Origin of the sequence: Streptomyces sp. KM273126, assembly GCF_004337435.2 — a bacterium.
GTDB classification, from domain to species: Bacteria; Actinomycetota; Actinomycetes; order Streptomycetales; family Streptomycetaceae; genus Streptomyces; species Streptomyces acidicola.
In genome coordinates, this window is the sequence record NZ_SJXB02000001.1 from 5,300,819 (window position 1) to 5,327,245 (window position 26,427).

Genomic DNA, 26,427 nt, shown 5'->3' on the forward strand with positions numbered 1-26,427 from the left:
GGCCGCTGCTTTGCAGGCAGCCGTCACCGTCACACCCTCCCGTATTCCGGAACTACTCCTCGGTCTCGCCACGGTGCGGCCGGTCTTCATCTGGGGCGCCCCCGGCATCGGAAAGTCCTCCCTCGTAAGGGAGTTCGCCGAGTCGCTGGGCCTGGAGTGCGTGAGCCTGCTCGGCACCCAGCTCGCTCCCGAGGACCTCATCGGCGTGCCCCAGATCCGCGACGGGCGCTCCGTGTTCTGCCCGCCGGAGGCGATCGCCCGCGACGAGCCGTACTGCCTGTTCCTGGACGAGCTGAACGCGGCGACGCCGGACGTGCAGAAGGCGTTCTACTCCCTCATCCTGGACCGCCGCATCGGCACCTACGAGCTGCCGAAGGGCTCGATCGTGATCGGCGCAGGCAACCGCGCGACGGACAACGCCCTGGCCCGCCCGATCGCCTCCGCGCTGGTCAACCGTCTCGCCCACGTCCATCTGGAGGCGTCGGCGAAGGACTGGCTGGGGTGGGCGGCGGCGAACGGCATCCACCCCTGGGTCCTCGACCACCTCACCGACCGCCCCGACCACCTGTGGTCCAAGCCGCCGAAGACCGAGGAGCCGTTCTCCACGCCCCGTTCCTGGCACATGCTCTCCGACGCGCTGCACTCCTTCGGCCGCGCGCTCGACGAGGAGACCCTGAAGGTCCTGGCCCACGGCACGCTGACGCCCGCGCACGCCGTCGCCTTCTGCGGCTACGTCAAGATCGTGCGCAGCCAGTACGGCATCGAGGCCGTCCTCAAGGGCGAGGCCCGCTGGCCCAGCCGCCCCCAGGACCGCGACCTGCTGTACTACCTCGCCGAGTCCTTCCGCGGCCGCCTCATCAAGGAGCTCCCCGCGAGCAAGGAGCACCTCTCGGCGAACGGCCGCCAGACCGCGTACCGCGCCAAGTCCCTGCTCGTCCAGCTCGCCGAGATCTCCGTCGAGGTCGCCCAGAGCGTCATCGCCTCGGACGCCGACGGCAACCCGGTGCTGCCCGCCTGGTTCCTGGTGGAGGCGGCCCGGGACATGCCGCGGCTGGTCGAGGCGCGACGGTGAGGGGTGCCGGTGAGCCGTACCCGTAAGAAGGCCGGTGAGTCGGCGAAGCCGGACCCCGCCACGGAGGCGTTCGCGGACGGGGTGCGGCTCGCCTGGGCCAACCCGGCGATCGCCGCTCTGGAGGCGAAGCTGTGCCGGGGCAAGCAGACCTGCCGGGACCCGCAGACCGACCAGGCTCAGGAGACATGCGGGTACGCCCCGCGTGACGGCCTCGTCCGCGTCGACTCGAACGGAATCCTGCACGCCCACCCCACCCGCCGTGCCGAGCCGGACGACTGGGCCTGGGCGATCGCCCACGCCGTCATCCACCTCGGCTTCGGGCACCTTCCGGCGGCGAAGGGCGAGCGCGCCCAGCCCGACCGCTTCGACCTCGCCGCGCGCTGTGCCGTCGTCAACCGGTTCCTGCTGAGTTTTCCGGTCGGCCGCACCCCCGAGGACCTGCCCGCCACCTATCCCGACGGCGACGAGGAGCAGCTGGCCGCCCGCTGGCGCCGGAGCGGCATCCCGGCCGCGTACGCGCACTGCGGTACGGCGGGCGGAGAGCCCGACCAGCTCCTCGTGCCCTCGGACAGATGGGGCGGGCAGCCCGCGGACTGGCAGCTCGCCTTCGCGTACGCGCTCACCCGCACGATGTCCACGGCGATGGACATGGCGGGCGGCCGCCGGGACTCGATGTCGGGAGGGCCCACGCGCAAGCGGCCCTGGGAGTGGGCCTTGGAGTGGTTCATCTCCTCCTATCCGCTGCTCGGCGGCATCGCGGCCGGCATCACGATCGTCGCCGACGCCGAACTCGCCCGCGCCCACGGCATCTCCATCGCCGCGGTGAACGCGGAGGCGGGGGAGATCTACCTCAACCCGCTGCGTGAGTTCGAGGACGAGGAGTGGCGCTTCGTCCTCGCCCACGAGATGCTGCACGCCGCCCTGCGCCACGGCGACCGCTGCGGGACCCGCGACCCGTTCCTGTTCAACATCGCCGCCGACTACGTCATCAACGGCTGGCTGTGCGAGATGCAGGTCGGCACGATGCCGGACGGGCTGCTGCACGACCCGCAGCCGGCCGGCCTGTCGGCCGAGGAGGTCTACGACCGGATCGCCAAGGACATGCGTCGGATGCGCCGGCTGTCCACCCCGCGCGGCAAGGGCGTGGGCGACATCCTCGGCGGCCCGCTCGGCAGCCCGCGCGAATACGTCGATCTGGACGAGTTCTACCGCCGGGGACTCGCCCGGGGCCTCGACCTGCACCAGCACCAGGAACGTGGCTTCCTGCCCGCCGGTCTCGTCGAGGAGATCCGCGCGCTCAGCCACCCGCCGCTGCCCTGGGACGCCCAACTGGCTCGCTGGTTCGACGAGTTCGTCCCCCGTCCGGAGCCGGTACGGACGTACGCGCGTCCCTCGCGCCGCCAGTCCTCCACGCCCGACATCCCGCGTGCGGGCCGCTACTTCCCGCCCGAGGAGGTCGCCCGGTGCACCTTCGGCGTCGTCCTCGACACCTCCGGCTCGATGGACCGCGTCCTGCTCGGCAAGGCGCTGGGCGCGATCGCCTCGTACGCCGAGGCCCGCGACGTACCGGCCGCCCGCGTCGTGTTCTGCGACGCGGCCCCGCACGACGCCGGCTATCTGCCGGTCACGGAGATCGCGGGGCGTGTCCGGGTGCGGGGGCGCGGAGGCACGGTCCTCCAGCCCGGTATCGACCTGCTGCACCGCGCGGACGACTTCCCGCCGGGCGCGCCGGTCCTCGTCATCACGGACGGCTGGTGCGACGTCCTGCGGGTGCGCCGCGAGCACGCGTACCTGATCCCACAAGGTGCTCGCCTGCCGTTCACCCCCCGTGGGCCGGTCTTCAGGGTGCGGTGAGGCAGAGTGTGATCGGATGGGGCCCAGGATCCCCGGGTACCCCCTCGGGACCGCTCGCGAAAGGAAGAACCGTGGCAACCACGCGCTCCGCACACACCGTGTGGGAAGGCAACCTGCTTGAGGGCAACGGAGTCGTGACCTTCGACTCCTCCGGCATCGGCGAGCAGCCGGTGTCGTGGCCGTCGCGCGCCGAGCAGGCGAACGGGAAGACCAGCCCCGAGGAGCTGATCGCCGCCGCCCACTCCAGCTGCTTCTCCATGGCGCTGTCGCACGGCCTGGCCGGCGCCGGTACGCCGCCCACCAAGCTCGTCACCTCGGCCGACGTGACCTTCCAGCCGGGTGAGGGCATCACGGGTATCCACCTCACCGTCGAGGGCTCGGTCCCGGGCATCGACAACGACGCCTTCGTCGCCGCCGCGGAGAACGCCAAGGCCAACTGCCCGGTCAGCCAGGCGCTCACGGGCACCACGATCACGCTGTCGGCGAAGCTCGCCTGACCCCCGTACCTCGCCGGATGCCGCGCCCGCCGTACGGGCGCGGCATCGTCGTTTCCGGACATGCGGCATTGACATTACTCCACTCAAGTTTTTTGCTGGAGTAGGAAGCGCCCTGGCGGAAGGGGACGGCGATGGCACGTGCGGTCGGAATCGATCTCGGTACGACGAACTCGGTGGTGGCCGTCCTGGAGGGCGGCGAGCCGACCGTGGTCGCCAACGCGGAGGGCGCCCGGACCACACCGTCCGTCGTCGCCTTCGCCAAGAACGGTGAGGTCCTCGTCGGAGAGGTCGCCAAGCGGCAGGCCGTGACGAACGTGGAACGCACCGCCCGCTCCGTCAAGCGCCACATGGGCGACGCGAACTGGCGTTTCCCCGCGGAGGGCGACATCGACGGCAACCGCTACCGCGCCCAGGAGCTGTCCGCGCGCGTCCTGCAGAAGCTGAAGCGGGACGCCGAGTCCTACCTCGGCGAGGACGTCACCGACGCGGTGGTCACCGTGCCCGCCTACTTCGACGACGCCCAGCGCCAGGCCACCAAGGAGGCGGGGGAGATCGCGGGGCTCAAGGTCCTGCGGATCATCAACGAGCCCACGGCCGCCGCCCTCGCCTACGGGCTCGACCGCGGTGAGGAGCAGACCGTCCTCGTCTTCGACCTCGGCGGCGGCACCTTCGACGTCTCGCTGCTGGAGATCGGTGACGGCGTCATCGAGGTCAAGGCCACCAACGGCGACACCCACCTCGGCGGCGACGACTGGGACCAGCGGATCGTGGAGTATCTCGTCAAGCGGTTCAAGGGGGCGTACGGCGTCGACCTGGGCAAGGACAAGATGGCGCTCCAGCGGCTGCGCGAGGGCGCCGAGAAGGCCAAGATCGAGCTGTCCAGCTCCACCGAGACGACCGTCAACCTCCCGTACATCACCGCCTCCGCCGAGGGCCCGCTCCACCTGGACGAGAAGCTGACGCGCGCCCAGTTCCAGGAGCTCACCGCCGATCTCCTCGACCGCTGCCGTACCCCCTTCCACCAGGCGGTCAAGGACGCGGGCGTGAAGCTCTCCGCCATCGACCACGTGATCCTCGTCGGCGGCTCCACCCGGATGCCCGCCGTCACCGACCTGGTGAGGGAACTCACCGGCAAGGACCCGCACAAGGGCGTGAACCCGGACGAGGTCGTGGCCGTCGGCGCGGCGCTCCAGGCGGGCGTCATCCGCGGTGACGTCAAGGACGTCCTCCTCCTCGACGTCACCCCGCTGTCCCTCGGTATCGAGACCAAGGGCGGCATCATGACCAAGCTCATCGAACGCAACACGACGATTCCCACGCGGCGTTCGGAGATCTTCACGACGGCCACGGACAACCAGCCCTCGGTCGGCATCCAGGTGTACCAGGGCGAGCGCGAGATCGCCGCTTACAACAAGAAGCTGGGTGTCTTCGACCTGACCGGTCTGCCGCCCGCGCCGCGCGGGGTGCCGCAGATCGAGGTGGCGTTCGACATCGACGCCAACGGGATCATGCACGTCTCGGCGAAGGACCTCGCCACCGGGCGCGAACAGAAGATGACGGTCACGGGCGGCTCGGCCCTCCCCAAGGACGACATCGACCGCATGATGCGGGACGCCGAGCAGTACGCGGAGGAGGACCGCAGGCGCCGTGAGGCCGCCGAGACCCGCAACCAGGCCGAGCAACTCGTCTACCAGACCGAGAAGTTCCTCCGCGACAACGAGGAACGCGTGCCCGCCGCCACCAAGGCCGAGGTCGAGACGGAGGTCGCCGAGGTGAAGCGTCTGCTGGAGCGGAACGGGGAAGGCGCCGAGACCTCAGCGCTCCGCGCGGGAGTCGAGAAGCTCGCGTCGGTCAGCCAGAAGATGGGGCAGGCCATGTACGAGGCGGCGTCCGCCTCCGGCGGCCCGGCCTCGGAACAGCGCCCGCCCGACGAGGAAGGCGTGGTGGACGCGGAGATCGTCGACGATGAGAAGGACGAGAAGGGCGAGAAGGACACAAAGGGAGGCGCCGCCTAGGCGTCTTGCGGAGCCGGATCGCGGAGCCGGATCGTGGAGTCAGAACTTCTCGCGGTACTCGCGCAGGAGTTCCCTCGTGCGGTCCGCGGGTGTCGCGTGCGCGGCCATGCGGTCCAGCACCTCCAGGTGCGTGACCACCTCGCGCTCCGAGTCGAGGTACAGGGCGCCCGTCAGGTACTCCGTGTACACCATGTCCGGCAGCTCGGGCTCCACGAAGCGGAACAGAACGAAGGGCGCGTACGTCCCTGGATGCGGGCCGGCCGCGAACTCGGCCACCTGGAGCGTGACATGGTCCCGGTCCATCACGTCGAGGAGCCGGTCGAACTGCTGGCGCATCACCTCGGGCCGGACGCTCACCGGGCGCCGCAGCGCCGTCTCGTCCATGATGACCCACAGACGGGGCGGGTCGGCGCGGGTCAGGAGCTTCTGCCGGGCCATGCGCAGGGACACATGCCGTTCGATCGACTCCGGCCCTCTGTGTCCGACCGTGCCGGCCTCCAGGACGGCGCGCGCGTACTCCTCGGTCTGGAGCATGCCGGGCACGTAGTGCGGCTCGTACTGCCGGATCACCTGGGCCGCGCCCTCCAGGCTGACGTACAGGCTGAACCAGTCGGGCAGCACGTCGTGGTACCGCTGCCACCAGCCGGGCTGGTTGGCGTCCTCGGCGAGCGCGACGAACGCGGCGACGTCCCTCTCCGCCACGCCGTACGTGGTCAGCAGCACCTGTACGTAAGGAATCTTGAGCGCGACCTCGGCCATCTCCATGCGCCGCACCGTCGCCGGGGCCACCCTGAGGACCCGCGCGGCCTCTTCCCGCTTCAGCCCGGCGGCCTCCCGCAACTCCTGCAACCGCCGCCCGAGCACCACTTGACCCACGGTGGGCGCGGCCCGCCGCTCACTCACGCCACGCCTCCCCACGCGCCGAAGTACGCAAGCAGTGTGTCATGTTTCACGCGAACACCAATGGGGTCGAACGGCTCGGGCAGGCCCGTGGGCTCTTTGACGGTAACTCAGTTGGCCTGAGACGGAAGATACTTGGCGGCCCTCGGTACCCCGTTCCCCGGCCCGCAGCGCGGGGTCCAGCCGGCCGACCCCCGCCTGCCCCTGCCTGACCAGGGACTTCATGGCCGGTCTGTGGCAGGCTGAGAGAGGGAGTCCGACCTCGTGGAAGGAGCGTGCTCATGCCTCTCGAACCCCTGTCCCAGAAGGAGATCGAGGACCGGCTGGCGGAACTGCCGGGCTGGTCGCAGGACGGTGACCGGATCGCCCGCTCCTACCGGCTAGGCTCGCACTTCGCGGCGACCGCGATGGTCGTGCACATCGCCCAGGTCCAGGACGAACTCGACCACCACTCCGACCTCACCCTCGGCTACAAGAGCGTCGCTCTCACCGTGAACACCCACAGCGTGGGCGGCGCCGTCACCGAGCGCGACTTCGAGCTCGCCCGCCGGGTGGAGGAGCTCGCCCCGGGCCACGGTGCGAGCTGAACCGTGCTGGACTACGACAAGGAGGCCGAGCGGTACGACGTGCTGCGCGGCGGCGAGCCCCGCGCCCAGGCGGCCGCGGAGGCCGTGCTGAGCCTCGTGCCGGACGGCGCGCGCAGCCTGCTCGACGTCGCCTGCGGCACCGGCATCGTGACCCGGCGGTTCTCGGCGGCGCGGGCCGGACTGCGGGTGACGGGCGTCGACCTGACGTACGGGATGGCACGCCGGGCCGCCGACCGGCTGCCGGGCGCCGTCGTCCTCGCGGACAGCCGTCAACTGCCTTTCCCAGACGGCGCGTTCGACGCCGTCACGAGCGTGTGGCTGCTGCACCTCGTCAACAGCCCGGACGAGGTCCGGACCGTCGTCGGCGAGTGTGCGCGCGTGCTGAGCCCCGGCGGTGTGTACGTCACCACCGTCGACAAGGCCCATTCCCACAACGTGGGCAGCGACATCGACGCCGTGCTTGCCACGCGCCCGCGCACCCCGGCCCTGGACGCCGGGGCGGCCGTCGGGGAGCACGCAGCCGGGCACGGTCTGCGCCCCGCCGGACAGGCGTGCTTCCCGGGCCGTGGGCAGGGCCGCAGCCCTCGGCGCGCCCTGGCCGACCTGCGGCGCGGCTGGTTCGTCACGCTGCCGCCCGGCGACCCGCGCGCCGACCACTACGCCGCACAGCTCGCGGCCCTGCCCGACCAGGACCGCCCCCGCCCGGACCCGGAGTTCTCCCTGCGCGCCTTCAGGAAGCCGGACGTGTGAACTTCACGCCCTGAATGGGGGGCGGCCTTGGCGGCGAGTGCGGTCTCGCCCCACCCCGGCAACTTGCCCCGCACCAGCGGCAACTGAGGAAACAGACACCCGTCTGTCCTCACCGGAGGTATCCACCGTGCAGCACCCGCACAGGCATCGCAGACGCAGGGTCCCGGCCATGCTGGCGGCCGTCGTCCTCGCCGCCGCCGGACTCACCACGTTCACCGCCGGCCCGGCCGAGGCCGCCGCCGCCCGGCAGGTCGAGGCACTCGACCGCGGCGTGGCCAGCGTGCACACCGACAGCGGCAACCTGGTCAGCTGGCGCTGGCTCGGCACCGACCCCGACAACGTGTCCTTCAACGTCTACCGCGCCGGCACGAAGGTGAACTCGACCCCGATCACCGGCTCCACCAACTACTTCCACTCCGGTGCCCCCGCCCAGGCCGACTACACGGTCCGCGCGATCGTGAACGGCGCGGAGCAGGGCGACTCGGTGCACGCGGTCCAGTTCCGCACCGGCTACAAGGACGTACCGATCAGCGCGCCCGCGGGCGGCACCACCCCCGACGGCGTCGCGTACACCTACGAGGCCAACGACGCCTCCGTCGGTGACCTCGACGGGGACGGCGCCCTCGACTTCGTCCTCAAGTGGCAGCCCACCAACGCCAAGGACAACTCCCAGTCCGGCTACACCGGCAACACGATCATCGACGGCATCACACTCGACGGCACCCGTCTGTGGCGCATCGACCTGGGCCGCAACATCCGCTCAGGCGCCCACTACACCCAGTTCCAGGTGTACGACTACGACGGTGATGGCAGGGCCGAGGTCGCCATGAAGACCGCGGACGGCTCGAAGGACGGCACCGGCGCGGTGATCGGCAGCTCCTCGGCCGACTACCGCAACTCCAGCGGCTATGTCCTGACCGGCCCCGAGTACCTGACCATGTTCAACGGCCAGACCGGCAAGGCGATGGCGAGCGTCGACTACGTCCCGGCCCGCGGCACGGTCTCGTCCTGGGGCGACTCGTACGGCAACCGCGTGGACCGCTTCCTCGCGGGCACGGCCTACCTGGACGGCGCCCGCCCCTCCCTCATCATGGCCCGCGGGTACTACACCCGTACGGTGATCGCGGCCTGGGACTGGCGGAACGGGTCCTTCACGCGCCGCTGGACCTTCGACACCAACTCCTCCACCAACAGCGGCAAGGGCTTCGACGGCCAGGGCTCGCACAGCCTGTCCGTGGGGGACGTCGACAACGACGGCAAGGACGAGATCGTGTACGGCGCCATGGCCGTCGATGACAACGGCTACGGCCTGTGGACCACGAAGACCGGACACGGCGACGCCCAGCACCTCGGCGACCTCGACCCCTCGACATCGGGCCTGGAGTACTACAAGGTCTCGGAGTCCACGTCCCAGCCCGCCGCGCTCTACATCAACCCGGCGAACGGCGCGGTCCGCTGGAAGCTCGACGCCTGCTGTGACAACGGCCGCGGCGTCGCCGGGGACATCTACGCCGGCAACGACGGCCCCGAGATGTGGTCCGCCTCCGACAGCAGCATCCGCGACGAGGCCGGCGCCACCAAGGGCCGCGAGCCGTCCTCCGTCAACTTCCTGTCCTGGTGGGACGGCGACACGGTGCGAGAACTGCTCGACGGCACCCGGATCGACAAGTACGGCACGTCCTCCGACACCCGCCTGCTGACCGGCTCCGGCGTCTCCTCCAACAACGGCACCAAGTCCACCCCCGCCCTGTCCGGCGACATCCTCGGCGACTGGCGTGAGGAGGTCGTCTGGCGCACCAGCGACAACTCGGCGCTGCGGATCTACTCCACACCGATCGAGACGAGCACGAAGATCACGACCCTGCTGCACGACACGATGTACCGCACGGGCCTGGCCTGGCAGAACACCGCCTACAACCAGCCCCCGCACACCGGCTTCTTCATCGGCAACGGCATGCCGGCAGCACCCCGCCCGACGGTCTACACGCCATGACCTGCTGAAACACCTGAAGCGGCTGCGTGTGGCGTGCACGCAGCCGCGACCTTCGTGATCGTGTCGCTGTCGCGCCTCTTGTTCCGGCAAATCCGACAGTTCGGTGATAACGTCCCCTGCCTCATCGACCTCTGAGGGGACCATGCGCACCCGCATCCACACCACCGTCGTCGGGCTCGCCGCCGCCGGCCTGCTCGCCCTCACCGCTTGCGGTACCGGCGAGGACACCGTCACCACCAAGCCGAAGGCCGACACCCGGACGGCCGCCGACGAGAAGGCCGGAGCCACGCGCACGGCGGACAGGACGGCCGGGGTCGGTGACACCCTCGCCCTGAAGGGAACCGACGGCCAGCAGCTCGACGTCACGCTGAAGAAGTGGCTGCCCACCGCGAAGGGCGCGGACGAGATCAACGTCCCCCCGGACGGCAAACGCTGGGCCGCCGCTCAGTTCGAGCTGGTGAACACCGGCAGCAAGGTCTACGCGGACAGCCCCGGCAACGGCGCGAAGGCCGCCGACAGCGACGGGCAGCGGTTCGACGCGTGGTTCGGGGACATCGCCGCGGGCCCGGCGATGGCGTCGGACCTGAGTCTGCCGAAGGGCGAGAAGGCCCTGGGCTGGATCGTGTTCCAGGTGCCGAAGGACTCGAAGATCGTGAGCCTGCAGTTCGCGATGAACTCCGGCTTCTCGGACCAGACGGGGCAGTGGTCGGTGAAGTAGGAGCCGAGGGCGCGTGCCGCGGTCCGGCACGCGCCCACCGTGCTCAGTTCACCGTGCTCAGTTCACCGTGCAGGTCTGATCACCGAGCTTGAAGACGGTCGGTTTCGTGTTCGAGCCCGACCAACTCCCCGTGAAGCCGAAGCCGACGGACGAGCCCGCGGCCACGGCCGCGTTCCAGTTCACGTTCTTCACCGTGACCGACGCGCCCGACTGCGTGTGGTCGGCGTTCCACAGCTGCGAGACGGTCTGGCCGCCCGGGAAGGACCAGTTCAGCGACCACCCGGACCACGCGCTCGTGCCCGTGTTGGTGAGCTGGACGTCCGCCTGGAAACCGCCCGACCACTCGTTGGTGATCTTGTAGGTAACCGCGCAGGCACCTGTCGGTTCCGGTTCCGGGTCCGGCCCGGGGTCCGTTTCGCCCCCGCCTGTGCCGGACGTGTCGCCGTAGACGACGCCACGCCCGTTCGTCGACACGTACACCCGCCCGTAGACGCGCGGGTCACCCGTGATTGCGGCACCCGTCCAGCCCCACTGGTGGGCGTCGTCGTTGATGCGTGTCCAGGTCGCGCCCTTGTCGGTGGAGCGGAAGATGCCGCGGACGCCGCCGATCTTCGCGCTGGTGTAGAGCGTCTGGTAGGCGGCGCCGGGCGCCGCCTTGCCGAAGCCGATGGTGTCGGCCTGCTCGACGCCCGAGAGCTTGGTGAAGGTGGCGCCGCCGTCCGTCGAGTGCCACAGGCCGTACGCCCCGTCGGCCGCGCCGCCCGCCAGCCAGATGTCGCCCTTCGTACCGGGCAGCGCCTTGAAGCGGACGCTGTCGCCGCTCGGCAGGCCCGTGGCGTTCGACGCGGCGAAGGTCGCGCCGCCGTCCGTGCTGACGTAGAACTTGCCCGACTTGAAGCCGTAGAAGGTCTTCGGGTCGACCCGGTCGGACTCGACGATCGCGCCCGCCGGAATCCCGCTCGACGCCGACCACGAGTTCCCGAACCCCGTCGTGTACTGCACGCCCGTCCCCGTCGGGCTCCACACGAACCGGCTGCCGTCCGCGGCCGCGGCGACCGTACCGCCCTCGCTCACGCCCGACGGGTCCGTGCCCGCGAACCAGTTGGCGCCGTTGTCCGTCGAGAACGCGATGTGCGGACCCGAGTCGAGATTGCCCACCCGGACGACCGTGCTGGGGTTCGACTCGGCGTAGTCCAGGCTGGTCGTGGTCGTGAAGTTCGGGGACGTGTGCATCATCGGGGGGACCTTCGTGAGGTCCGTGTGGCGGAAGCCGCCGATGTCGCCGAGCGCGCTGAGCAGCGGGGCGCCCGACGGGGGAGAGGCCAGGTCGTTGACCGCCGTCTCCTCCAGGCCCTGCACCATGGGCTTGATGGTGAACTGGGTGCCGCCGTCCCACCGCGTCAGGTTCTCGGTGCCGTAGATCGTCGCGCCCGTCCCGTACATCATCCGGTCGGAGTTGAACGGGTCGATCTCCAGCGCCTCCGTCATCCAGCCCAGCTTCGGGGTCTGCTCGGGCGGTGACGGGTTCGCGCCCCAGGTCAGCCAGGGCGAGGACGAGACGTCCATCGTGAAGCGGTTCGACCGGTTGGGGTACGACGTGTAGTCCCACGCCCTGGTCCAGGTGCCGCCGCTGTCCGTGGAGCGGAAGATCTGGGTGTCCGGCCACCAGGAGCTGTAGGCCGTGGCCATCACGGTGCCCGGTTTCTGGCGGTCGACGGTCAGGCCGGCGAAGCCGTAGTACGTGTCGGCCTCCGCTACCGGGCTGATGTTCGTCCAGGTGCCGGTCGCCGTCGCGTACCGCCACAGCTGCCCCTTGCCACCGTCGTACGGGCCGCCCTTGTCGCTGTAGGCCAGGTACAGGTAGCCGTTCGTCGCGTCGAGGACGCCCTTGTGGGCCAGATAGCCGGTCGGCTGGCCCGGCAGGCGGGACCAGGTGGCGCCCGCGTCCGTCGAGCGGTACACCGCGTTGTCCTTGTCGGCGACCCCGACGTAGACCGTCTTCGTGGCGTTGCCGGACGAGCCTGTCGACTCGTCGAAGGTGACCCAGACGATGCCCTGGTTGTCGGACGCGTAGCCGCTCGTGTCGGACGGGTCCTGCACGTAGTTGCCGGCGTTCGGGAAGTTCGTCACCTGGGACCAGGTCGCCCCCGAGTCCGTCGACCGCCACAGGCCCTTGCCGCTGGGCGCGCCCAGGTACAGCACGCTGTTCCTGTTCGGGTCGACCGCGAGACGCTCGCCCATGCCGCGGCCGGGCATGTTGCCGCCCAGCTTGAACGGCAGGTCGGCCTTCTGCCAGGTCGCGCCCCGGTCGGCGGACCTGAGCACGGCACCGTTCTTCGGGTCCCAGCTGTTGGTGTACGTGCCGACGGCCGCGTACACCTTGTTCGGGTCGACCGTGTCGGAGGCGAGGCTGACGACACCCGTGTGGCCCCAGTTGTCCCAGCCGATCGAGTCGAGCAGGGGGGTCCACGTCTTCGAGGACTCCGCCCAGCGGTAGGCGCCGCCGATGTCCGTGCGGGCGTACGCGAGGTTCTTCTCCTTGCGGTTGAAGACGATGCCGGGGACGAAGCCGCCGCCGTCGATGCGGGCGTTCTTCCAGGTGTAGGTGTCGGCGGCGACCGACACCTTCTCGGTGCTCGCGGCCAGCGCGGGCGGGCTGCCCGCGAGCAGGCCGGCCGACAGGGCGAGTACGGCCGTGAGGATGCGGGTTCTTCGCACGGTTGTCCTCTCCGTGAAGGTGGGGGGAATGGACGGGAGGAAAGGCACGCACGGCCGGGCGGACCCGATGGGGACGGGGCCGCCCGGCCTGGGGCCCTGACGACTCGTGGATGTCAGGGCCCGGGTACGCAGAGCCTTAGCGGGGACTTATTCGAGGAGCTCCGCGTACGAGCCCATGGCCAGGGCGATGTCGGCCTGGGCCCAGAACCGGTGGTACGTGAAGGAGGGCGCGGCTCCGCCCGCCAGGTATGCCTCGATCTTCGACCAGGCCGGGTCGTCCTCGTAGAACGAGCGGATCGAGTCGAAGGTCGACGACGAGTTGATCGTGTCGCCGTTCGGCATGGTGCCGGTCCAGCCGCTCGGGATGTACAGACCGTCGTCGAAGCGGTTGTAGTCGGCGCGGGTCTCCGGGACGGCGATGCCGAGTGCGTCCTGGTGGTTGTTCCACATGCCGTCCAGCAGTGCCTTCGCCGTCGCCGCCGCCTCGGTGTCACCGGAGCGGTCAGCGTAGTACGTCAGCGTCTTGGCGTACGCGGCCGCCACGCCCACGTCGTCGGTGTAGTCGGCGACGGTGACGTGCAGTCCGGCGTTCGCACCCGGGTTCGTGGCGTTCCAGGTGTCGGGGGCGCCCGACCACTGGAGCGTCGAGGGGATGCGGTAGGTGCCGTCGGGGTTGACCGTGGTCTTGGACAGCGCCCAGTCGACCCACTTGTCGAGGATCGCCTTCGCGCTGGCGTTCCCCGTCTGCTGGTAGTACTCCGCGACCCGCTCCATGGACCACGCCTGGAAGCCGAACCACTGGTTGGACGGCGGGTCGTGGTACACGGGCTTCTCGTCGTAGTACATGCCGTAGAAGGTCGGTTTGCCGGTCGGCGGGGTGGCGTACCGCCCGGCCCAGCTGTTGGTGGCACCGCCCGCGATGGCGCCCTCGTTCGACTGGAGCCAGCGGTAGAACTCGACCTGCCGGTCGAGGGACTTGGCCCAGTCCGCCTGACCGGTCGTCGACTTGGGCTTCAGGGGCGCGTAGTTGCTCAGCGCGTACGCGGCGAGCGGGTTCTGGTAGCCGCCGTGGGCGAAGCTGGAGCCGATGCGCCATGCCCAGCCCGCCGAGGCGTCGGTGGCACCGCCCCACGCGTAGTACCAGGACAGCAGGTAGTGCGAGGAGTCCTTGCCGGTGCCCGCTGGGCAGGACGAAGCCCCCACGCAGTTGCCGATCTTCTTGAAGTACTTGTCGTACATGGCGTAGCGCAGGTAGTCGCCCATCTTCGCGGCCTTGCCCACGACTGAGGAGACGTCACCGCCCTTGCCCTGCTCCTTGGCCCACTTGTCGGCCCAGTACGCGGCCTGTACGGCCCGCGCGTCGGCGTCGGGGGCGTTGGTGAACTTCCACTGCTTGGCGTACGACGCGTCGCCGGTGAACAGGTCCAGGTACCCGTTCTTCCCGCCGTACTTGAAGGCGTCGCAGGTGGGCTGCGGGACGGTCTCCCACACCGACTCCTGCGGGCCGCGCTGGAAGGTGTTGATGTACGACGGTCCGGTGTCCGCCGGGCCCGCCTCGCACTTGCCGGGCGAGTTGCCGTAGCCGTAGACGTTGTCGACGTCCTGGAGCCAGTGCATGCCGTACACGTCGTCCGTGCCGTACGCGCTCTTCAGCTCGGCGGCGATCGGGTCCTGGCCGACCGGGATGCCGGTGTCGAGCCGCGCCGGGTACTCGTTCGGGGTGTCGTACTCGGGCGCGTACGTCGCGGGCTTCGAGGGGTTGTAGAAGGAGTTGGTCGGCTGGTCCGCCTTCGTGGGGATCATGTACTTCTCCATGATCTCCCAGGCGCCGTTGAACTTGGACCAGTCGCCCGTCACCTTGCCGTACATGGCCTGGAGCCACAGCAGGTAGCTGTACGCCTCCGACGTGGTCTCATGGCCCTGGTCCGGCGCCTCGACGATCAGCGTCTCCACCGAGTGGTACGGGATGCCCTCGGGGGAGAAGTAGCCGTTCGCCGGGTTGGTGATCTTGCCGTACATCTCCAGGAAGCGGGCGTCGTACTCCTTCGAAGCGGCCAGCTGCGTCACCGTCACCGAGGCCTTCGCGTGTCCGGTGGCCGTCGACTCGAAGGTCGCCGAGCCGGTGCCGGAGGTGCCCGCGGTGACGGTCACCTTCTGCGCGGTGTTCCAGTTCTGCGGAGTGAAGGTGAGGGAAGCGCCACCGGTCACCGACAGGCCCGAGTTGCCGCTCGTACGGGCGGACGTGACCGTCACGTTCCCCGGGGGCTGTGTCGAAAGTTTCACCTCGTACGTGCCCGTCTTGCCTTGCTGCACGCCCAGTTGGGGAGGCGAGGCCACCACGGCGGGGCCCGAGGCGACCGTGATGCCGACCGGGGTGGAGTCCGCCGACGCGCCCATGCTGTCGTACGCCTTCGCGACCAGCGAATGACTGCCCACGGCCAAATCGGAGACGGACAGCGTGAAGGGGGAAGTCGTGTCCGTACCCAGCAGCTTGGTGTCGTCGTAGAACTCGATCTTGCTGACGGTCGCGCCGTCGGCCGCCGCGGCGGTCGCGGCGAGCGGCACCGCGTCGCCCTGCGAGTAGACGGCGCCCGCGGCGGGGCTGGTCAGCACGGTGACCGGTGGCTGGTGCGCGCCGGCACAGGTCGTGCCGTTGATCGCGAACCTGGTCGGCGCCGCGTTGCTGCCGCTGTAGGTGAACTGGGCACCCGTGGTGACGGCGGCTCCGACGGCGATCGTCCCGTTGAAGGACGCGTTCTTCGCCGTCACCGTCGTGCCGGACTGCGACCAGATGCCGCTCCAGCCGTTGCTGAGCTTCTGGTTGCCCGTGTAGTCGTACGTCAGGGTCCAGCCGGAGATCGCCTCCGTGCCCCGGTTGGTGATCGTGAGCTCGGCGGTGAAACCGGAGCCCCAGTCATTGGTCGTGTAGTCGACACTGCACTGAACTGCTGCTGCTTGAGCGGGAGTTGAACCCGAGCCCAGCATCGTCAAGGGAAGTGCGAGGGCCGCCACGGCGGCGGTCCACAGCCGCCGCGTGCGACGTCTCCGTCCGGTGCGCATGTGCTGGTTCCTCCTTGCGGCTCTGGGAAGTGGGGGGAGGAGCAACAAGCCTTGAACCAGTGGGAGCGCTCCCATATTGAGGAGGGGGGTGGAAGCGGTCAAGGTGTTCGAAGAGTCGAAAAGATTCGACGAACGCAAGATGGCGTCACCTCTGGTCTTTACCGTCACTTGGCGCTACCTTCGCCCAACACCAGTGGGAGCGATTCCATCAGTCGACGCGTCGGTCACGGCGCGCCAGAGCTGCAAGGAGTCGCTCATGCGACACCCCCCGCGTTCAGGTCTTTTACTCGTCGCCGCCGCGGTCGCCCTTGTCGGCACCGCGGTGGCGCCGGTGGTCACGGCGTCCGGTGCCGCGCCCGCCTGCACGGTGGAGTACTCGGTCACCAGCCGGTGGGACGCCGGCTTCCAAGGGGCCGTGAAGATCACCAACAACCAGGCGGCGCTGAGCGGTTGGAGCCTGACCTTCGACCTCGCCGGTGGTCAGAAGGTCACCCAGGGCTGGAGCGCCCGGTGGTCCCAGTCCGGTACGACGGTCACCGCGGCCAACGAGAGCTGGAACGGTTCGCTGGGCTCGGGAGCGAGCGTCAGCGCCGGGTTCATCGCCTCGGGGCCGGGGAGCGACGCCGTGCCCACGGCGTTCAGGCTCAACGGGACGACGTGCAACGTGGACGCGGAGCCCTCGCCGGACCCGACCGACCCGGGACCCACCGATCCGGGACCGACGGACCCGCCGCCGAGTGGTGACGGGCCTCCCGTGCTCAAGGTGTCCGGCAACAAGCTCGTCGACGAAAGCGGCGCGACCCGGCGCCTGCTCGGCGTCAACCGCTCCGGCGGCGAGTTCGCCTGCGTCCAGGGCAACGGCATCTGGGACGGGCCCGTCGACGACGCCTCGGTCAAGGCGATCGCCGACTGGAACGCCAACACCGTCCGCATACCGCTCAACGAGGAGTGCTGGCTCGGGCTGTCCAACATCAAGCCCGAGTACGCCGGCGCCAACTACATAGGCGCCGTCGAGGACCTGGTGGCCAAGGTGAAGGCGCACGGCATGACGCCCATGGTCGAACTGCACTGGTCCTGGGGCCAGTACACCGGCAACTCGGCCGGCTGCTCCGACGTGCACGCGACCTGCCAGAAGCCGATGCCCAACATGCGTTACACCCCGTCCTTCTGGACCTCGGTCGCGAACACCTTCAAGGACGATCCGGCCGTCGTCTTCGACCTGTTCAACGAGCCCTACCCGGACCGCGCCACCTCCACGGCCGGCCAGGCGTGGACCTGCTGGCGCGACGGCGGCACCTGCCCCGGCATCAACTACGAGGTCGCCGGCATGCAGGACCTCGTCGACGCCGTCCGGGGCACCGGCGCGAAGAACGTGATCCTCGCCGGCGGGCTCGCCTACTCGAACGACCTGAGCCAGTGGCTGACGTACAAGCCCGACGATCCCACGGGCAATCTCGCCGCCGCCTGGCACGTCTACAACTTCAACACCTGCTCCAGCGAGAGCTGCTGGGACTCCACGCTCGCGCCCGTCGCCGGCCGGGTCCCGCTGGTCGCCGGCGAGATCGGCGAGAACACCTGCGCCCACTCCTTCATCGACCGCGTCATGGCGTGGTTCGACGCCAGGGAGCTCTCGTACCTCGGCTGGACCTGGAACACCTGGAACTGCAGCTCCGGGCCCTCCCTGATCTCCGACTACGACGGGACCCCCACGTCCTTCGGCGTCGGGCTGCGCGACCACCTGCGGTCCGTCAACGGATAGCCCTCGACGGACCACCCCCCACAGACACCCCACACACAGACAACCACGCCCAGAGACAACCCCCCACGGACCACCCGCACGTACAACCCCCACGGAGAGGAAACCCGCACTCATGAGCCGTACCCGGACAAGAACGGCGTTGCTCGCCGCACTGGCGCTGGTGGGCGGTGCGACCGGCACCGCCATGGCCGCCGTCCCCGACGACACCGGCGCCCAGGCCGTCCCCTGCACCGTCGACTACAAGATCCAGAACCAGTGGGACTCCGGCTTCACCGCCGCCGTCACGGTCACCAACAACGGCGCCGCCAAGTCGTCATGGGCCGTGAAGTGGTCGTACGCCGGAAACCAGAAGATCACCAGCGGCTGGAACGCCAACCTCACCCAGAGCGGTACCGCCGTGACCGCGTCCAACGAGAGCTACAACGGGCCGATGTCGACCGGAGGTTCGGTCAGCTTCGGCTTCAACGCCTCCTACAGCGGCACCAACGCGATGCCGGCCACCTTCACGCTCGACGGCGTGACCTGCAACGTCGACGACGGCGGCAGCGGCCCCACGGATCCGCCGGACCCCAGCGGCCCGGACGCCAAGGTCGACAACCCGTACTCCGGCGCCAAGGTGTACGTGAACCCCGAATGGCGGGCGAAGGCCAACGCCGAGTCCGGCGGCAGCCGGATCGCCAACCAGCCCACAGGCGTCTGGCTCGACCGGATCGCCGCCATCAACGGCGTGAACGGCGGGATGGGTCTGCGCGCCCACCTCGACGAGGCGCTGCGGCAGAAGGGTTCCGACGAGCTGGTCGTCCAACTCGTCATCTACAACCTGCCCGGACGTGACTGCGCCGCCCTCGCCTCCAACGGCGAACTCGGCCCGACGGAGATCGACAAGTACAAGACGCAGTACATCGACCCGATCGCGGCGATCCTCGCCGACCCGAAGTACGCCTCGCTGCGGATCGTCACGACGGTCGAGATCGACTCGCTGCCCAACCTCGTCACCAACACCGGCAGCCGCCCCACGGCCACCCCGCAGTGCGACGTGATGAAGGCCAACGGCAACTACGTCAAGGGCGTCGGATACGCGCTGAACAAGCTCGGCGACGTCGCCAACGTCTACAACTACATCGACGCCGGACACCACGGCTGGATCGGCTGGGACGACAACTTCGGCGCGTCCGCCAACATCTTCAAGGAGGCGGCGACCGCCGAGGGCGCCACGGTGAACGACGTGCACGGCTTCATCACCAACACGGCGAACTACAGCGCCCTGAAGGAGAACAACTACACCATCAACGACAACGTGGCCGGCAAGTCGGTCCGTGAGTCCAAGTGGGTCGACTGGAACCGTTACGTCGACGAGCAGTCCTTCGCCCAGGCCTTCCGCAACCAGCTGGTCTCGGTCGGCTTCAACGCCGGCATCGGCATGCTGATCGACACCTCCCGCAACGGCTGGGGCGGCACCGCACGGCCCACCGGACCGGGCGCGACGACCAGCGTCGACACGTACGTCAACGGCGGGCGCTACGACCGCCGTATCCACATCGGCAACTGGTGCAACCAGTCCGGAGCCGGCCTCGGCGAGCGTCCGCAGGCCAACCCGGCGGCCGGGATCGACGCCTACGTGTGGATGAAGCCCCCGGGTGAGTCCGACGGGTCCAGCTCGTCCATCCCGAACGACGAGGGCAAGGGCTTCGACCGCATGTGCGACCCGACCTACACGGGCAACCCGCGCAACGGCAACAACCTGTCGGGTGCGCTGCCGAACTCGCCGCTGTCCGGGCACTGGTTCTCGGCCCAGTTCCAGGAGCTCATGAAGAACGCGTACCCGGCGCTGTGAGCCGACACATGTCCGGACCCCACGCCCCGGACATGTGAGCGCCTGGTGCACGACGTCCGCCGGGGGCCAGGATTCCTGGGCCGGCCCCCGGCGGACCGCTACCCGGCCGGAAGTGACCTCTCGCCCGGACTTGCCGAAGCGGCAACAGGAATTGCCGTGAACGGGGGCGTCGGCGCACGCTGGCGCGCATCCGGACGAGAGGGTCTTCACCATGGGACATCACCACGACCACGACAACCACGAGCGTCACTCCCACCACGATCACGGGGACCGGGACTGGTCCGCCATGGCTCCGCGGCTGGAGGCGGAGGCGGAGTTGTTCTCGCCCCTGTACGCGCGGGCCGCGGCCTGGCTGAGCAAGCGGCAGCCCCATCCGGGGCTCGTCGTCGACGCGGGCAGCGGGCCCGGCGTCGTAGCGTGTGTGCTGGCCGAAGCGTTCCCGGGGGCGCGAGTCGTCGCCGCGGACGGTTCCGGCCCCCTCCTCGCACGCGCACGGGCGCGGGCCGAGCGCCTCGGTGTCGCCGACCGCTTCAGCACCCTGGAGGGCGACCTCCCGGACGCGCTCGGTGACCTGGACTACCCGGTCGATCTGTTCTGGGCGAGCAGGAGCCTGCACCACCTCGCCGACCAGCGGGCAGCCCTCGCGGCGTTCGCCGAACGGCTGGCGCCCGGCGGCACCCTCGCCCTGCTGGAGGGCGGCCTCCCCGCCCGCTACCTGCCCCGCGACATCGGCATCGGCCGGCCCGGCCTCCAGGCCCGTATCGGGGCCGTCGAGGCCGAGCTGTTCACCGCGATGCGGGCCGAACTCCCCGGCGCTGTCGCGGAGACCGAGGACTGGCCGGGCCTGCTCACCGCCGTCGGCCTGCACGGCGCCACCAGTCGTACCTTCCTGCTCGACCTGCCCGCTCCGCTGTCCGACGAGGCTCGCGCGTTCGTCGTGGCCATGTTCGAGCACTACCGAGAAAACCTCGGAGAACACCTCGACGCGTCCGACCTCGCGACCGTCGACCGGCTCCTCGATCCCGACGACGAGGCGAGCCTGCATCACCGGCCGGACGTCTTCGTCCTGGCGGCGCACACGATTCATGTGGCGGAGGCGGAGTTCGGGAACCGGTAGCGGGGATGCGAAGCGCCCCGGAACCGGACCGGTGGGTCAGGTTCCGGGGCGCGTCGTGTAGCCGTCAGGCCATCGTGAATCCGTCAGACCAGGCTGAACGTCGCCGGGTCCGGACCGATGCGCCGGTCCTCGTTCAGGGCTCCGATCGCGGCCATGTCCTCGGCGTCGAGCGAGAAGTCGAACACCTCGATGTTCTCCTTGATCCGGGACGGGGTCACGGACTTGGGGATCACGACGTTGCCGATCTGGAGGTGCCAGCGCAGCACGATCTGGGCCGGGGTGCGGCCGTGCTTCTGCGCGATGGCGACGATCGCCGGGACCTCCAGGAGGCCCTTGCCCTGACCGAGCGGCGACCAGGCCTCGGTCGCGATGCCCCGCTCCGCGTGGTACTCACGGGCCGCCTGCTGCTGGAGGTGCGGGTGCAGCTCGATCTGGTTGATCGCGGGGACCACGGAGGTGGCGTCGAGCAACTGCGCCAGGTGCTCGGGAAGGAAGTTGGACACACCGATGGCGCGGATGCGGCCGTCGGCGTGCAGCTTCTCGAAGGCCTTGTACGTCTCGATGAACGTGCCCTTGGCCGGCAGCGGCCAGTGGATCAGATACAGGTCCACGAACTCCAGGCCGAGCTTCTCCAGCGACACGTCGAAGGCGCGCAGCGTGGAGTCGTACCCCTGCTCGCTGTTCCAGAGCTTGGTGGTGACGAAGAGCTCCTCGCGGGGGATGCCGGAGGCGGCGATGGCCTTGCCGGTGCCCTCTTCGTTGCCGTAGATCGCCGCTGTGTCGATGCTGCGGTACCCGGCCTCCAGCGCGGTGCCGACCGCCCGCTCCGCCTCGTCGTCCGGCACCTGCCAGACGCCGTAGCCCAGCTGGGGCATCTCGACGCCGTTGTTCAGGGTGATCGGGGGGACCTTGCTGCTCACGCGCTCTCGATCCTTCAGTCGTCGGGTGGTACTTCCATCGTCAACGATCACGGGCTCGTTTGCATTCCTGACCGGTGAGCCCGTCGTCTGAATCACAGAATGGCCAGAATTTACTCACAGAGCACTCCCGTGTCGGTCTGGACCATTGACCGTGCATCGTCATACCGACACCCTGTACTCCCGCCGACGGGCGCGTCAGTGAACGTCGGTCATGTATGTGAATTCCTGCTCGCTCGTACAGGCCTCAGGCCTCACGTCTCAGGCCTCACGTCTCACGACTCACGACGAGGTGATCAGTCATGAGCACCACACGAAGGAATCTCCTGGGCGCCGCCCTCGGCGGTGCCGCCGCCGCAGCCGTCGGCCTCCCGGCCGCCTCCACCGCGCACGCCGCCTCCTGGCAGCTGAAGTGGTCCCCGTCGGCGAGCGCCGACGGCCTCGGCGCCTTCGAGACCATCGAGGACGACCGCGCCGACTCGCACACCTCCGCCTCGCCGCACATCTACGCCACCGGCAACAACTGGCGCTTCGACATGCACACCGTCGACCGGGACACCTCGACCGACCGCCAGCGCCAGGAGGTCACCGGACTGCGCAACGGCAGCGGCAGCAACTACCTCAAGTGGACCGAGGGCCAGACCTGGCGGGTCACGTACTCGATGTACATACCGAGTTCGCTGAAGGCGACCACCACCTTCACCCACATCATGCAGATGAAGCAGCCGGGTACGGGTTCCGCGCCGATCGTCGTGCAGTCCCTGCGCCGGGTGAACGGGGCGCAGACCATCGAGCTGAAGCTGTTCGAGGAGGACATCCTGATCGGCCGTACCCCTCTCGACCCGCTGCACGACAAATGGACGGACGTCGACTTCCAGATCAAGGTCGGCAACGGGTCGGCCGGTTCGGTCCGCTGGATCCTCAAGAGCGGTTCGAGCACGGTCATCGACGCGTCCAAGACCGGCGTGGACACCTTCCTCGCCGACCGCGTCCGCCCCAAGTGGGGCATCTACCGCTCCCTGGGCGACACCTCCGGCTCCCTCCAGAACACCTACATGCTGCTCAGCAACCTGCGCGGCTACCAACTCGTCTGACCGCCGCGTCAGCCCGGCGCGCCCGTGCCGAGGTACGCCTCCCGCACCCGCGCGTCCGCGCGCACCTCGGCGGGCGTCCCCTCGGCCAGGACCCGGCCCAGGTCGAGGACGACGACCCGGGCGCACAGCGCCATGACGAAGGAGACGTTGTGCTCGACGAGGAGGACGGCACAGCCCTCCTCGGCCGCCAGCCGGAGCACGACGGACTTCAGGGCGCGGCTCTCGTCGTCGGTCATGCCCGAGGCGGGCTCGTCCAGGAGCAGCACCCGGGGCGGGTCCGCGACCGCCCGGGCCAGCTCCAGCATGCGGGCGCGGCCGACGGGCAGGGCCGCCGCGTACGACCCGGCGACCGCGTCCAGCCCGCAGTCGGCCAGCACGGCGGCGGCCCGTTCCCGGCGCGCTCTCTCGTAGGGCCGCCGGGACGGCGCCCCCACCAGGTCGGCGGCGAACCCGCCGCCACCGCCGCGCCACTCCTGGGCCACGACGAGATTGTCGGCCACCGTCAACTGACCGAACGGCTGCTGCCGTTGGAAGGTGCGCCGCATGCCGTGCCGGGCGCGCCACACGGGGGACCGGCGGGTGATGTCGGAGCCGTCGAGGAGCACACGGCCCTCGTCGGGGCGGCGGATGCCGGACAGGACGTCGAACAGGGTGGTCTTTCCCGCCCCGTTGGGCCCGATGAGCCCGCACACCTCGCCGGGGCGCAGCGCCAGGTCCACGCCGTCCAGGGCGCGCACACCGCCGAAGCGGACGCCCACGCCGGTGGCCCGGAGGACCGGGGCACTCGTGTCCGTGCTCATGACCGGCGCACCTCCCGGGGCCGGTGCCCCTGGTCACCGGGCGCGTCACGCCCCCCGCTCGCGGGGCGGTGGCCGGCCCCGATCCCGAGGTACGCCTCCGTCAACCGCTCCGCCTCCACCTCGGCGCGCGGCCCGCACCAGGTCACCCTCCCCTGGGAGAGGTACGCGACCGTGTCCGCGACCTCCAGGACCTCCACCGCCTTCTCCTCGACGAGCAGCAACGCCGTACCGGCGTTCTTGAGTTCGACGAGGAGACGGAACACCTCGTCGACCACGCGGGGCGCGAGGCCCAGGGACGGTTCGTCCGCGATCAGGACCGTGGGCGGGCGCTGGAGGAGGGGCGCGAGCGCGAGCAGCTGCTGTTCGCCGCCGGACAGCGACCCCGCGGCGACCCCGCGCCGGGCGGCGAGCGCGGGGAAGCGGTCGTAGACGGCGTCGCGGTCGCCCCTGGCCCGCAGGTGGAGTGCGAGGTTCTCGTCGATGGTCAGTGCCGGGAAGATGCCCCGGCCCTCGGGCGCCAGCAGCACACCGGCCCGCGCCCGCCCGACGGCTCCCTCCCTCGTGACGTCACGCCCGGCCGCGTACACCTGCCCGGACAGCGGCGGCAGCAGCCCGGAGGCCACCCGGCACGTGGTCGACTTCCCCGCTCCGTTGGGCCCGAGCAGCGCGAGGATCTCACCGGGGCGCACGGCGAGGTCGACGCCGTGCAGGACGGGGGCACCGTCGTATCCGGCGCGCACACCCCGCAGTTCGAGGGCGGTGTCCCTGCCGGGCACCTCCCGGAGCGCGGGCGGCTCGGGAGCGGCGCCTCGCGCTGCCGCCGCCGCCCGCCGGCGGTGCAGCCGTGTCGGCAGCGCCGCACAGTACCCGTCCGGATCGTTCGCCAGGGCGAGCCCCGCCAGCCCGAACAGGATCACCGGCAGATGCGCCGACTCCGTCACATAGTCCGCCATGACGTGCGGCATCACCGCGAACACCAGCCCGGCCACCACCGCGTACTGCGGCCGCCGCACCCCCGCGGCCACGACCACCGCGAGCCACACGAGCCCCGTCATCGCCGTGAAGTCGGTCGCCGTGATCCTCGTGCTGTACGACGCGTACATCACGCCCCCGAACCCCGCGAGCCCCGCGGACAGCGTGAACAGCGTGAGCTTGGTGCGCACGACGGAGACGCCGGAGGCCATCGCGGCCGCCGGGGCCGACCGCACCGCCAGCATGGCCCGCCCGGACGGCGAGTCACGCAACGCGCTCAGTGCCGCCACGACCACCGTGACGAGCACGATCATCGCCACGCCCATCGCCCGGTCGTCGGACAGGTCCAGCGGGCCGAGGACGGGCCGGGGGATCGCCCACCCCGTGTCGCCGTTCCTGAGCCAACCCATCTGGAAGAGCACCTGATCCGCGAGGAAGGCCAGTGCGAGCGTCGCGAGGGCCAGCGACCTGCCGCCCAGCCGCAGCGCGGGCAGCGCCACGAGCGCGCCCAGCACGGCCGCCGCGCACGTGCCCACGGCGGCCGCCGCCGCGAATGGCCACCCGTGGTTCATCAGCAGCCCCGCCACCAGAGCCGCGGCCGTCACGAACGTCGCCTGCGCCAGCGACACCATCGCCCCCAGCCCCGTCACCACCGTGAAGGACACGAACACCAGTGAGATCGCCAGCCCTTGGGCGATGATGCCGCTCCAGAAAGGCGTGGTCACCGTGTACAGCGCCACCGCCAGCAGCACGGCCGCCACCGTCCAGGGACCCCACCGCCGTACCCACGACCGTCCCGCCAGGTGGTCCACCGGAGGTGCGTCGACCGTCGCCGTCCCCGCCGTCCGCTGCCGCCGGGTCAGCACCAGCAGCCCCGCGAAGAGGATCAGGAACGGTACGGCCGTACGGAACCCGGTGATCCGCTCGGCGAACGACGCGTACCCCGCGACCAGGTTCTGCAGCACCCCGAGCCCGAGCCCGCCCGCGAAGGCGAGCGGGACCGAGGCGAAGCGGCCCAGCACGGCGGCCGTCGCCGACACGAACAGGAACAGCGTGAAGTCGTGTGCCGACAGGCCGAGCAGGGGAGTGGCCAGCACACCCGCGAGCCCGGCCAGCCCGCTCGACACCATCCACGCGACCGACGACAGCCGGTCCGCGCTCATGCCGCGCAGTTCCACCAGCGACCGGTTGTCGACGGCCGCGCGCAGCCGCAGCCCCAGCGGGGTGTGCCGCATCAGCACCCACAGCCCCATGGCCACCACGGCCGTCACCACCCAGGTGATCAGCTGGTCGGAGTCGATACCGACCCCGTCCATGGGCTGCCAGGACACGGCGGGGCTCGGCCCGACCCCGGGCAGCCCGAACTGGTTCTCGGCCGGCTTGACCGGTGCCCCCGCGTCCTCAAGCAGCTCCACGATCCACAGCCCGAGCGCGGGCAGCGCCACCAACAGCCCGATGGTGGCCACGATCTGGGCCGTCTCACCGACCCGCGCCAGCTTGCGGAACATCAGTCGGTCCAGGCCCCAGCCCAGCCCCGGCGCGACGACGCACACCAGCAACAGGGCCGTCGGCACCGCCGGCCAGCCGAACCCGGAGTGCAGCTCGTAGAAGGCCAGCGCACACAGGTAGGCGGTGGCGCCGTGCGCGAAGTTGAACAGCCCCGAGGCCGAGTACGACAGCACGAGCCCGGTCGCCAGCAGCGCGTACAACGCGCCCGAGACTAGTCCACTCAGCACGAACCCCAGCAGATCGGACATCCCCATCCCTCCC

Annotated in this window: 18 protein-coding genes; 12 read left to right on the forward strand and 6 right to left on the reverse strand. The window is 70.2% G+C overall.

Going from position 1 to position 26,427, the window contains the following annotated elements:
- The first annotated feature begins 10 nt into the window (after positions 1–10).
- From E0500_RS22655 to dnaK, 4 genes are all read left to right on the forward strand, one after another.
- Positions 11–1,072 (forward strand): ATP-binding protein, encoded by a 1,062-nt coding sequence (locus E0500_RS22655; protein ID WP_131562085.1) that lies wholly within the window; start codon positions 11–13, stop codon positions 1,070–1,072.
- A gap of 9 nt (positions 1,073–1,081) precedes the next feature.
- The gene (locus tag E0500_RS22660; RefSeq protein ID WP_131562083.1) at positions 1,082–2,926 is read left to right on the forward strand and encodes a DUF2201 family putative metallopeptidase; all 1,845 of its coding nucleotides are present in this window, start codon (positions 1,082–1,084) and stop codon (positions 2,924–2,926) included.
- A gap of 71 nt (positions 2,927–2,997) precedes the next feature.
- Positions 2,998–3,423, forward strand: a complete 426-nt coding sequence (locus E0500_RS22665; protein WP_131562081.1) for an OsmC family protein — start codon at positions 2,998–3,000, stop codon at positions 3,421–3,423.
- A gap of 131 nt (positions 3,424–3,554) precedes the next feature.
- On the forward strand, positions 3,555–5,438 hold the full coding sequence (gene dnaK / locus E0500_RS22670) for a molecular chaperone DnaK (RefSeq protein WP_131562079.1): 1,884 nt from the start codon (positions 3,555–3,557) through the stop codon (positions 5,436–5,438).
- Between the two features lie 39 nt (positions 5,439–5,477).
- On the opposite strand, the gene E0500_RS22675 is transcribed toward dnaK, so the two are convergent.
- Positions 5,478–6,341, reverse strand: a complete 864-nt coding sequence (locus tag E0500_RS22675) for a helix-turn-helix transcriptional regulator (protein WP_131562077.1) — start codon at positions 6,339–6,341, stop codon at positions 5,478–5,480.
- A 278-nt stretch (positions 6,342–6,619) separates the two neighbouring features.
- Here E0500_RS22675 and E0500_RS22680 point away from each other — a divergent pair, with 278 nt between their 5' ends.
- From E0500_RS22680 to E0500_RS22695, 4 genes are all read left to right on the forward strand, one after another.
- Positions 6,620–6,925, forward strand: a complete 306-nt coding sequence (locus E0500_RS22680) for a 4a-hydroxytetrahydrobiopterin dehydratase (protein ID WP_131562075.1) — start codon at positions 6,620–6,622, stop codon at positions 6,923–6,925.
- A 3-nt stretch (positions 6,926–6,928) separates the two neighbouring features.
- On the forward strand, positions 6,929–7,675 hold the full coding sequence (locus E0500_RS22685; RefSeq protein ID WP_131562073.1) for a class I SAM-dependent methyltransferase: 747 nt from the start codon (positions 6,929–6,931) through the stop codon (positions 7,673–7,675).
- 127 nt (positions 7,676–7,802) lie between these two features.
- Entirely contained in the window at positions 7,803–9,668 is a 1,866-nt protein-coding gene (locus E0500_RS22690; protein WP_131562071.1) for a rhamnogalacturonan lyase, read from the forward strand.
- A gap of 142 nt (positions 9,669–9,810) precedes the next feature.
- Positions 9,811–10,386, forward strand: a complete 576-nt coding sequence (locus E0500_RS22695; protein WP_131562070.1) for a DUF4352 domain-containing protein — start codon at positions 9,811–9,813, stop codon at positions 10,384–10,386.
- Between the two features lie 57 nt (positions 10,387–10,443).
- On the opposite strand, the gene E0500_RS22700 is transcribed toward E0500_RS22695, so the two are convergent.
- Together E0500_RS22700 and E0500_RS22705 are read right to left on the reverse strand one after the other, a co-directional pair.
- On the reverse strand, positions 10,444–13,104 hold the full coding sequence (locus tag E0500_RS22700) for a cellulose binding domain-containing protein (protein WP_131562068.1): 2,661 nt from the start codon (positions 13,102–13,104) through the stop codon (positions 10,444–10,446).
- 147 nt (positions 13,105–13,251) lie between these two features.
- A complete protein-coding gene (locus tag E0500_RS22705; protein ID WP_131562066.1) occupies positions 13,252–16,164 on the reverse strand; it encodes a glycoside hydrolase family 48 protein in 2,913 nt (970 codons plus the stop codon).
- A gap of 256 nt (positions 16,165–16,420) precedes the next feature.
- Here E0500_RS22705 and E0500_RS22710 point away from each other — a divergent pair, with 256 nt between their 5' ends.
- The 3 genes from E0500_RS22710 (at position 16,421) to E0500_RS22720 (ending at position 20,874) form a co-directional block, all read left to right on the forward strand.
- Complete coding sequence (locus E0500_RS22710) at positions 16,421–17,923, forward strand: cellulase family glycosylhydrolase (protein WP_131562064.1); 1,503 nt, start codon at positions 16,421–16,423, stop codon at positions 17,921–17,923.
- Between the two features lie 112 nt (positions 17,924–18,035).
- Entirely contained in the window at positions 18,036–19,757 is a 1,722-nt protein-coding gene (locus E0500_RS22715; protein ID WP_131562062.1) for a glycoside hydrolase family 6 protein, read from the forward strand.
- A 211-nt stretch (positions 19,758–19,968) separates the two neighbouring features.
- Complete coding sequence (locus E0500_RS22720) at positions 19,969–20,874, forward strand: trans-aconitate 2-methyltransferase (protein ID WP_131562060.1); 906 nt, start codon at positions 19,969–19,971, stop codon at positions 20,872–20,874.
- An 83-nt stretch (positions 20,875–20,957) separates the two neighbouring features.
- On the opposite strand, the gene E0500_RS22725 is transcribed toward E0500_RS22720, so the two are convergent.
- Positions 20,958–21,794, reverse strand: coding sequence for an aldo/keto reductase (locus E0500_RS22725; protein WP_131562058.1), 837 nt, complete (start codon positions 21,792–21,794; stop codon positions 20,958–20,960).
- Positions 21,795–22,093: 299 nt separating this feature from the next.
- Here E0500_RS22725 and E0500_RS22730 point away from each other — a divergent pair, with 299 nt between their 5' ends.
- A complete protein-coding gene (locus tag E0500_RS22730) occupies positions 22,094–22,885 on the forward strand; it encodes a Tat pathway signal sequence domain protein (protein ID WP_131562056.1) in 792 nt (263 codons plus the stop codon).
- Positions 22,886–22,893: 8 nt separating this feature from the next.
- On the opposite strand, the gene E0500_RS22735 is transcribed toward E0500_RS22730, so the two are convergent.
- Together E0500_RS22735 and E0500_RS22740 are read right to left on the reverse strand one after the other, a co-directional pair.
- Entirely contained in the window at positions 22,894–23,685 is a 792-nt protein-coding gene (locus E0500_RS22735; RefSeq protein WP_131562054.1) for an ABC transporter ATP-binding protein, read from the reverse strand.
- Positions 23,682–26,414, reverse strand: a complete 2,733-nt coding sequence (locus tag E0500_RS22740; protein ID WP_131562052.1) for an ABC transporter permease subunit — start codon at positions 26,412–26,414, stop codon at positions 23,682–23,684. Before E0500_RS22740 ends, E0500_RS22735 begins: the two co-directional genes overlap by 4 nt.
- Between the last annotated feature and the right edge of the window lie 13 nt (positions 26,415–26,427).

What these genes read in the sequence shown, in the direction of transcription:
- dnaK (WP_131562079.1), top strand. Translation starts at nt 3,555, where the DNA reads ATGGCACGTGCGGTCGGAATCGATCTCGGTACGACGAACTCGGTGGTG.
- E0500_RS22680 (WP_131562075.1), top strand. Translation starts at nt 6,620, where the DNA reads ATGCCTCTCGAACCCCTGTCCCAGAAGGAGATCGAGGACCGGCTGGCG.
- E0500_RS22695 (WP_131562070.1), top strand. Translation starts at nt 9,811, where the DNA reads ATGCGCACCCGCATCCACACCACCGTCGTCGGGCTCGCCGCCGCCGGC.
- E0500_RS22705 (WP_131562066.1), bottom strand. Translation starts at nt 16,164, where the DNA reads ATGCGCACCGGACGGAGACGTCGCACGCGGCGGCTGTGGACCGCCGCC.
- E0500_RS22710 (WP_131562064.1), top strand. Translation starts at nt 16,421, where the DNA reads ATGCGACACCCCCCGCGTTCAGGTCTTTTACTCGTCGCCGCCGCGGTC.
- E0500_RS22715 (WP_131562062.1), top strand. Translation starts at nt 18,036, where the DNA reads ATGAGCCGTACCCGGACAAGAACGGCGTTGCTCGCCGCACTGGCGCTG.
- E0500_RS22720 (WP_131562060.1), top strand. Translation starts at nt 19,969, where the DNA reads ATGGGACATCACCACGACCACGACAACCACGAGCGTCACTCCCACCAC.
- E0500_RS22730 (WP_131562056.1), top strand. Translation starts at nt 22,094, where the DNA reads ATGAGCACCACACGAAGGAATCTCCTGGGCGCCGCCCTCGGCGGTGCC.
- E0500_RS22735 (WP_131562054.1), bottom strand. Translation starts at nt 23,685, where the DNA reads ATGAGCACGGACACGAGTGCCCCGGTCCTCCGGGCCACCGGCGTGGGC.
- E0500_RS22740 (WP_131562052.1), bottom strand. Translation starts at nt 26,414, where the DNA reads ATGTCCGATCTGCTGGGGTTCGTGCTGAGTGGACTAGTCTCGGGCGCG.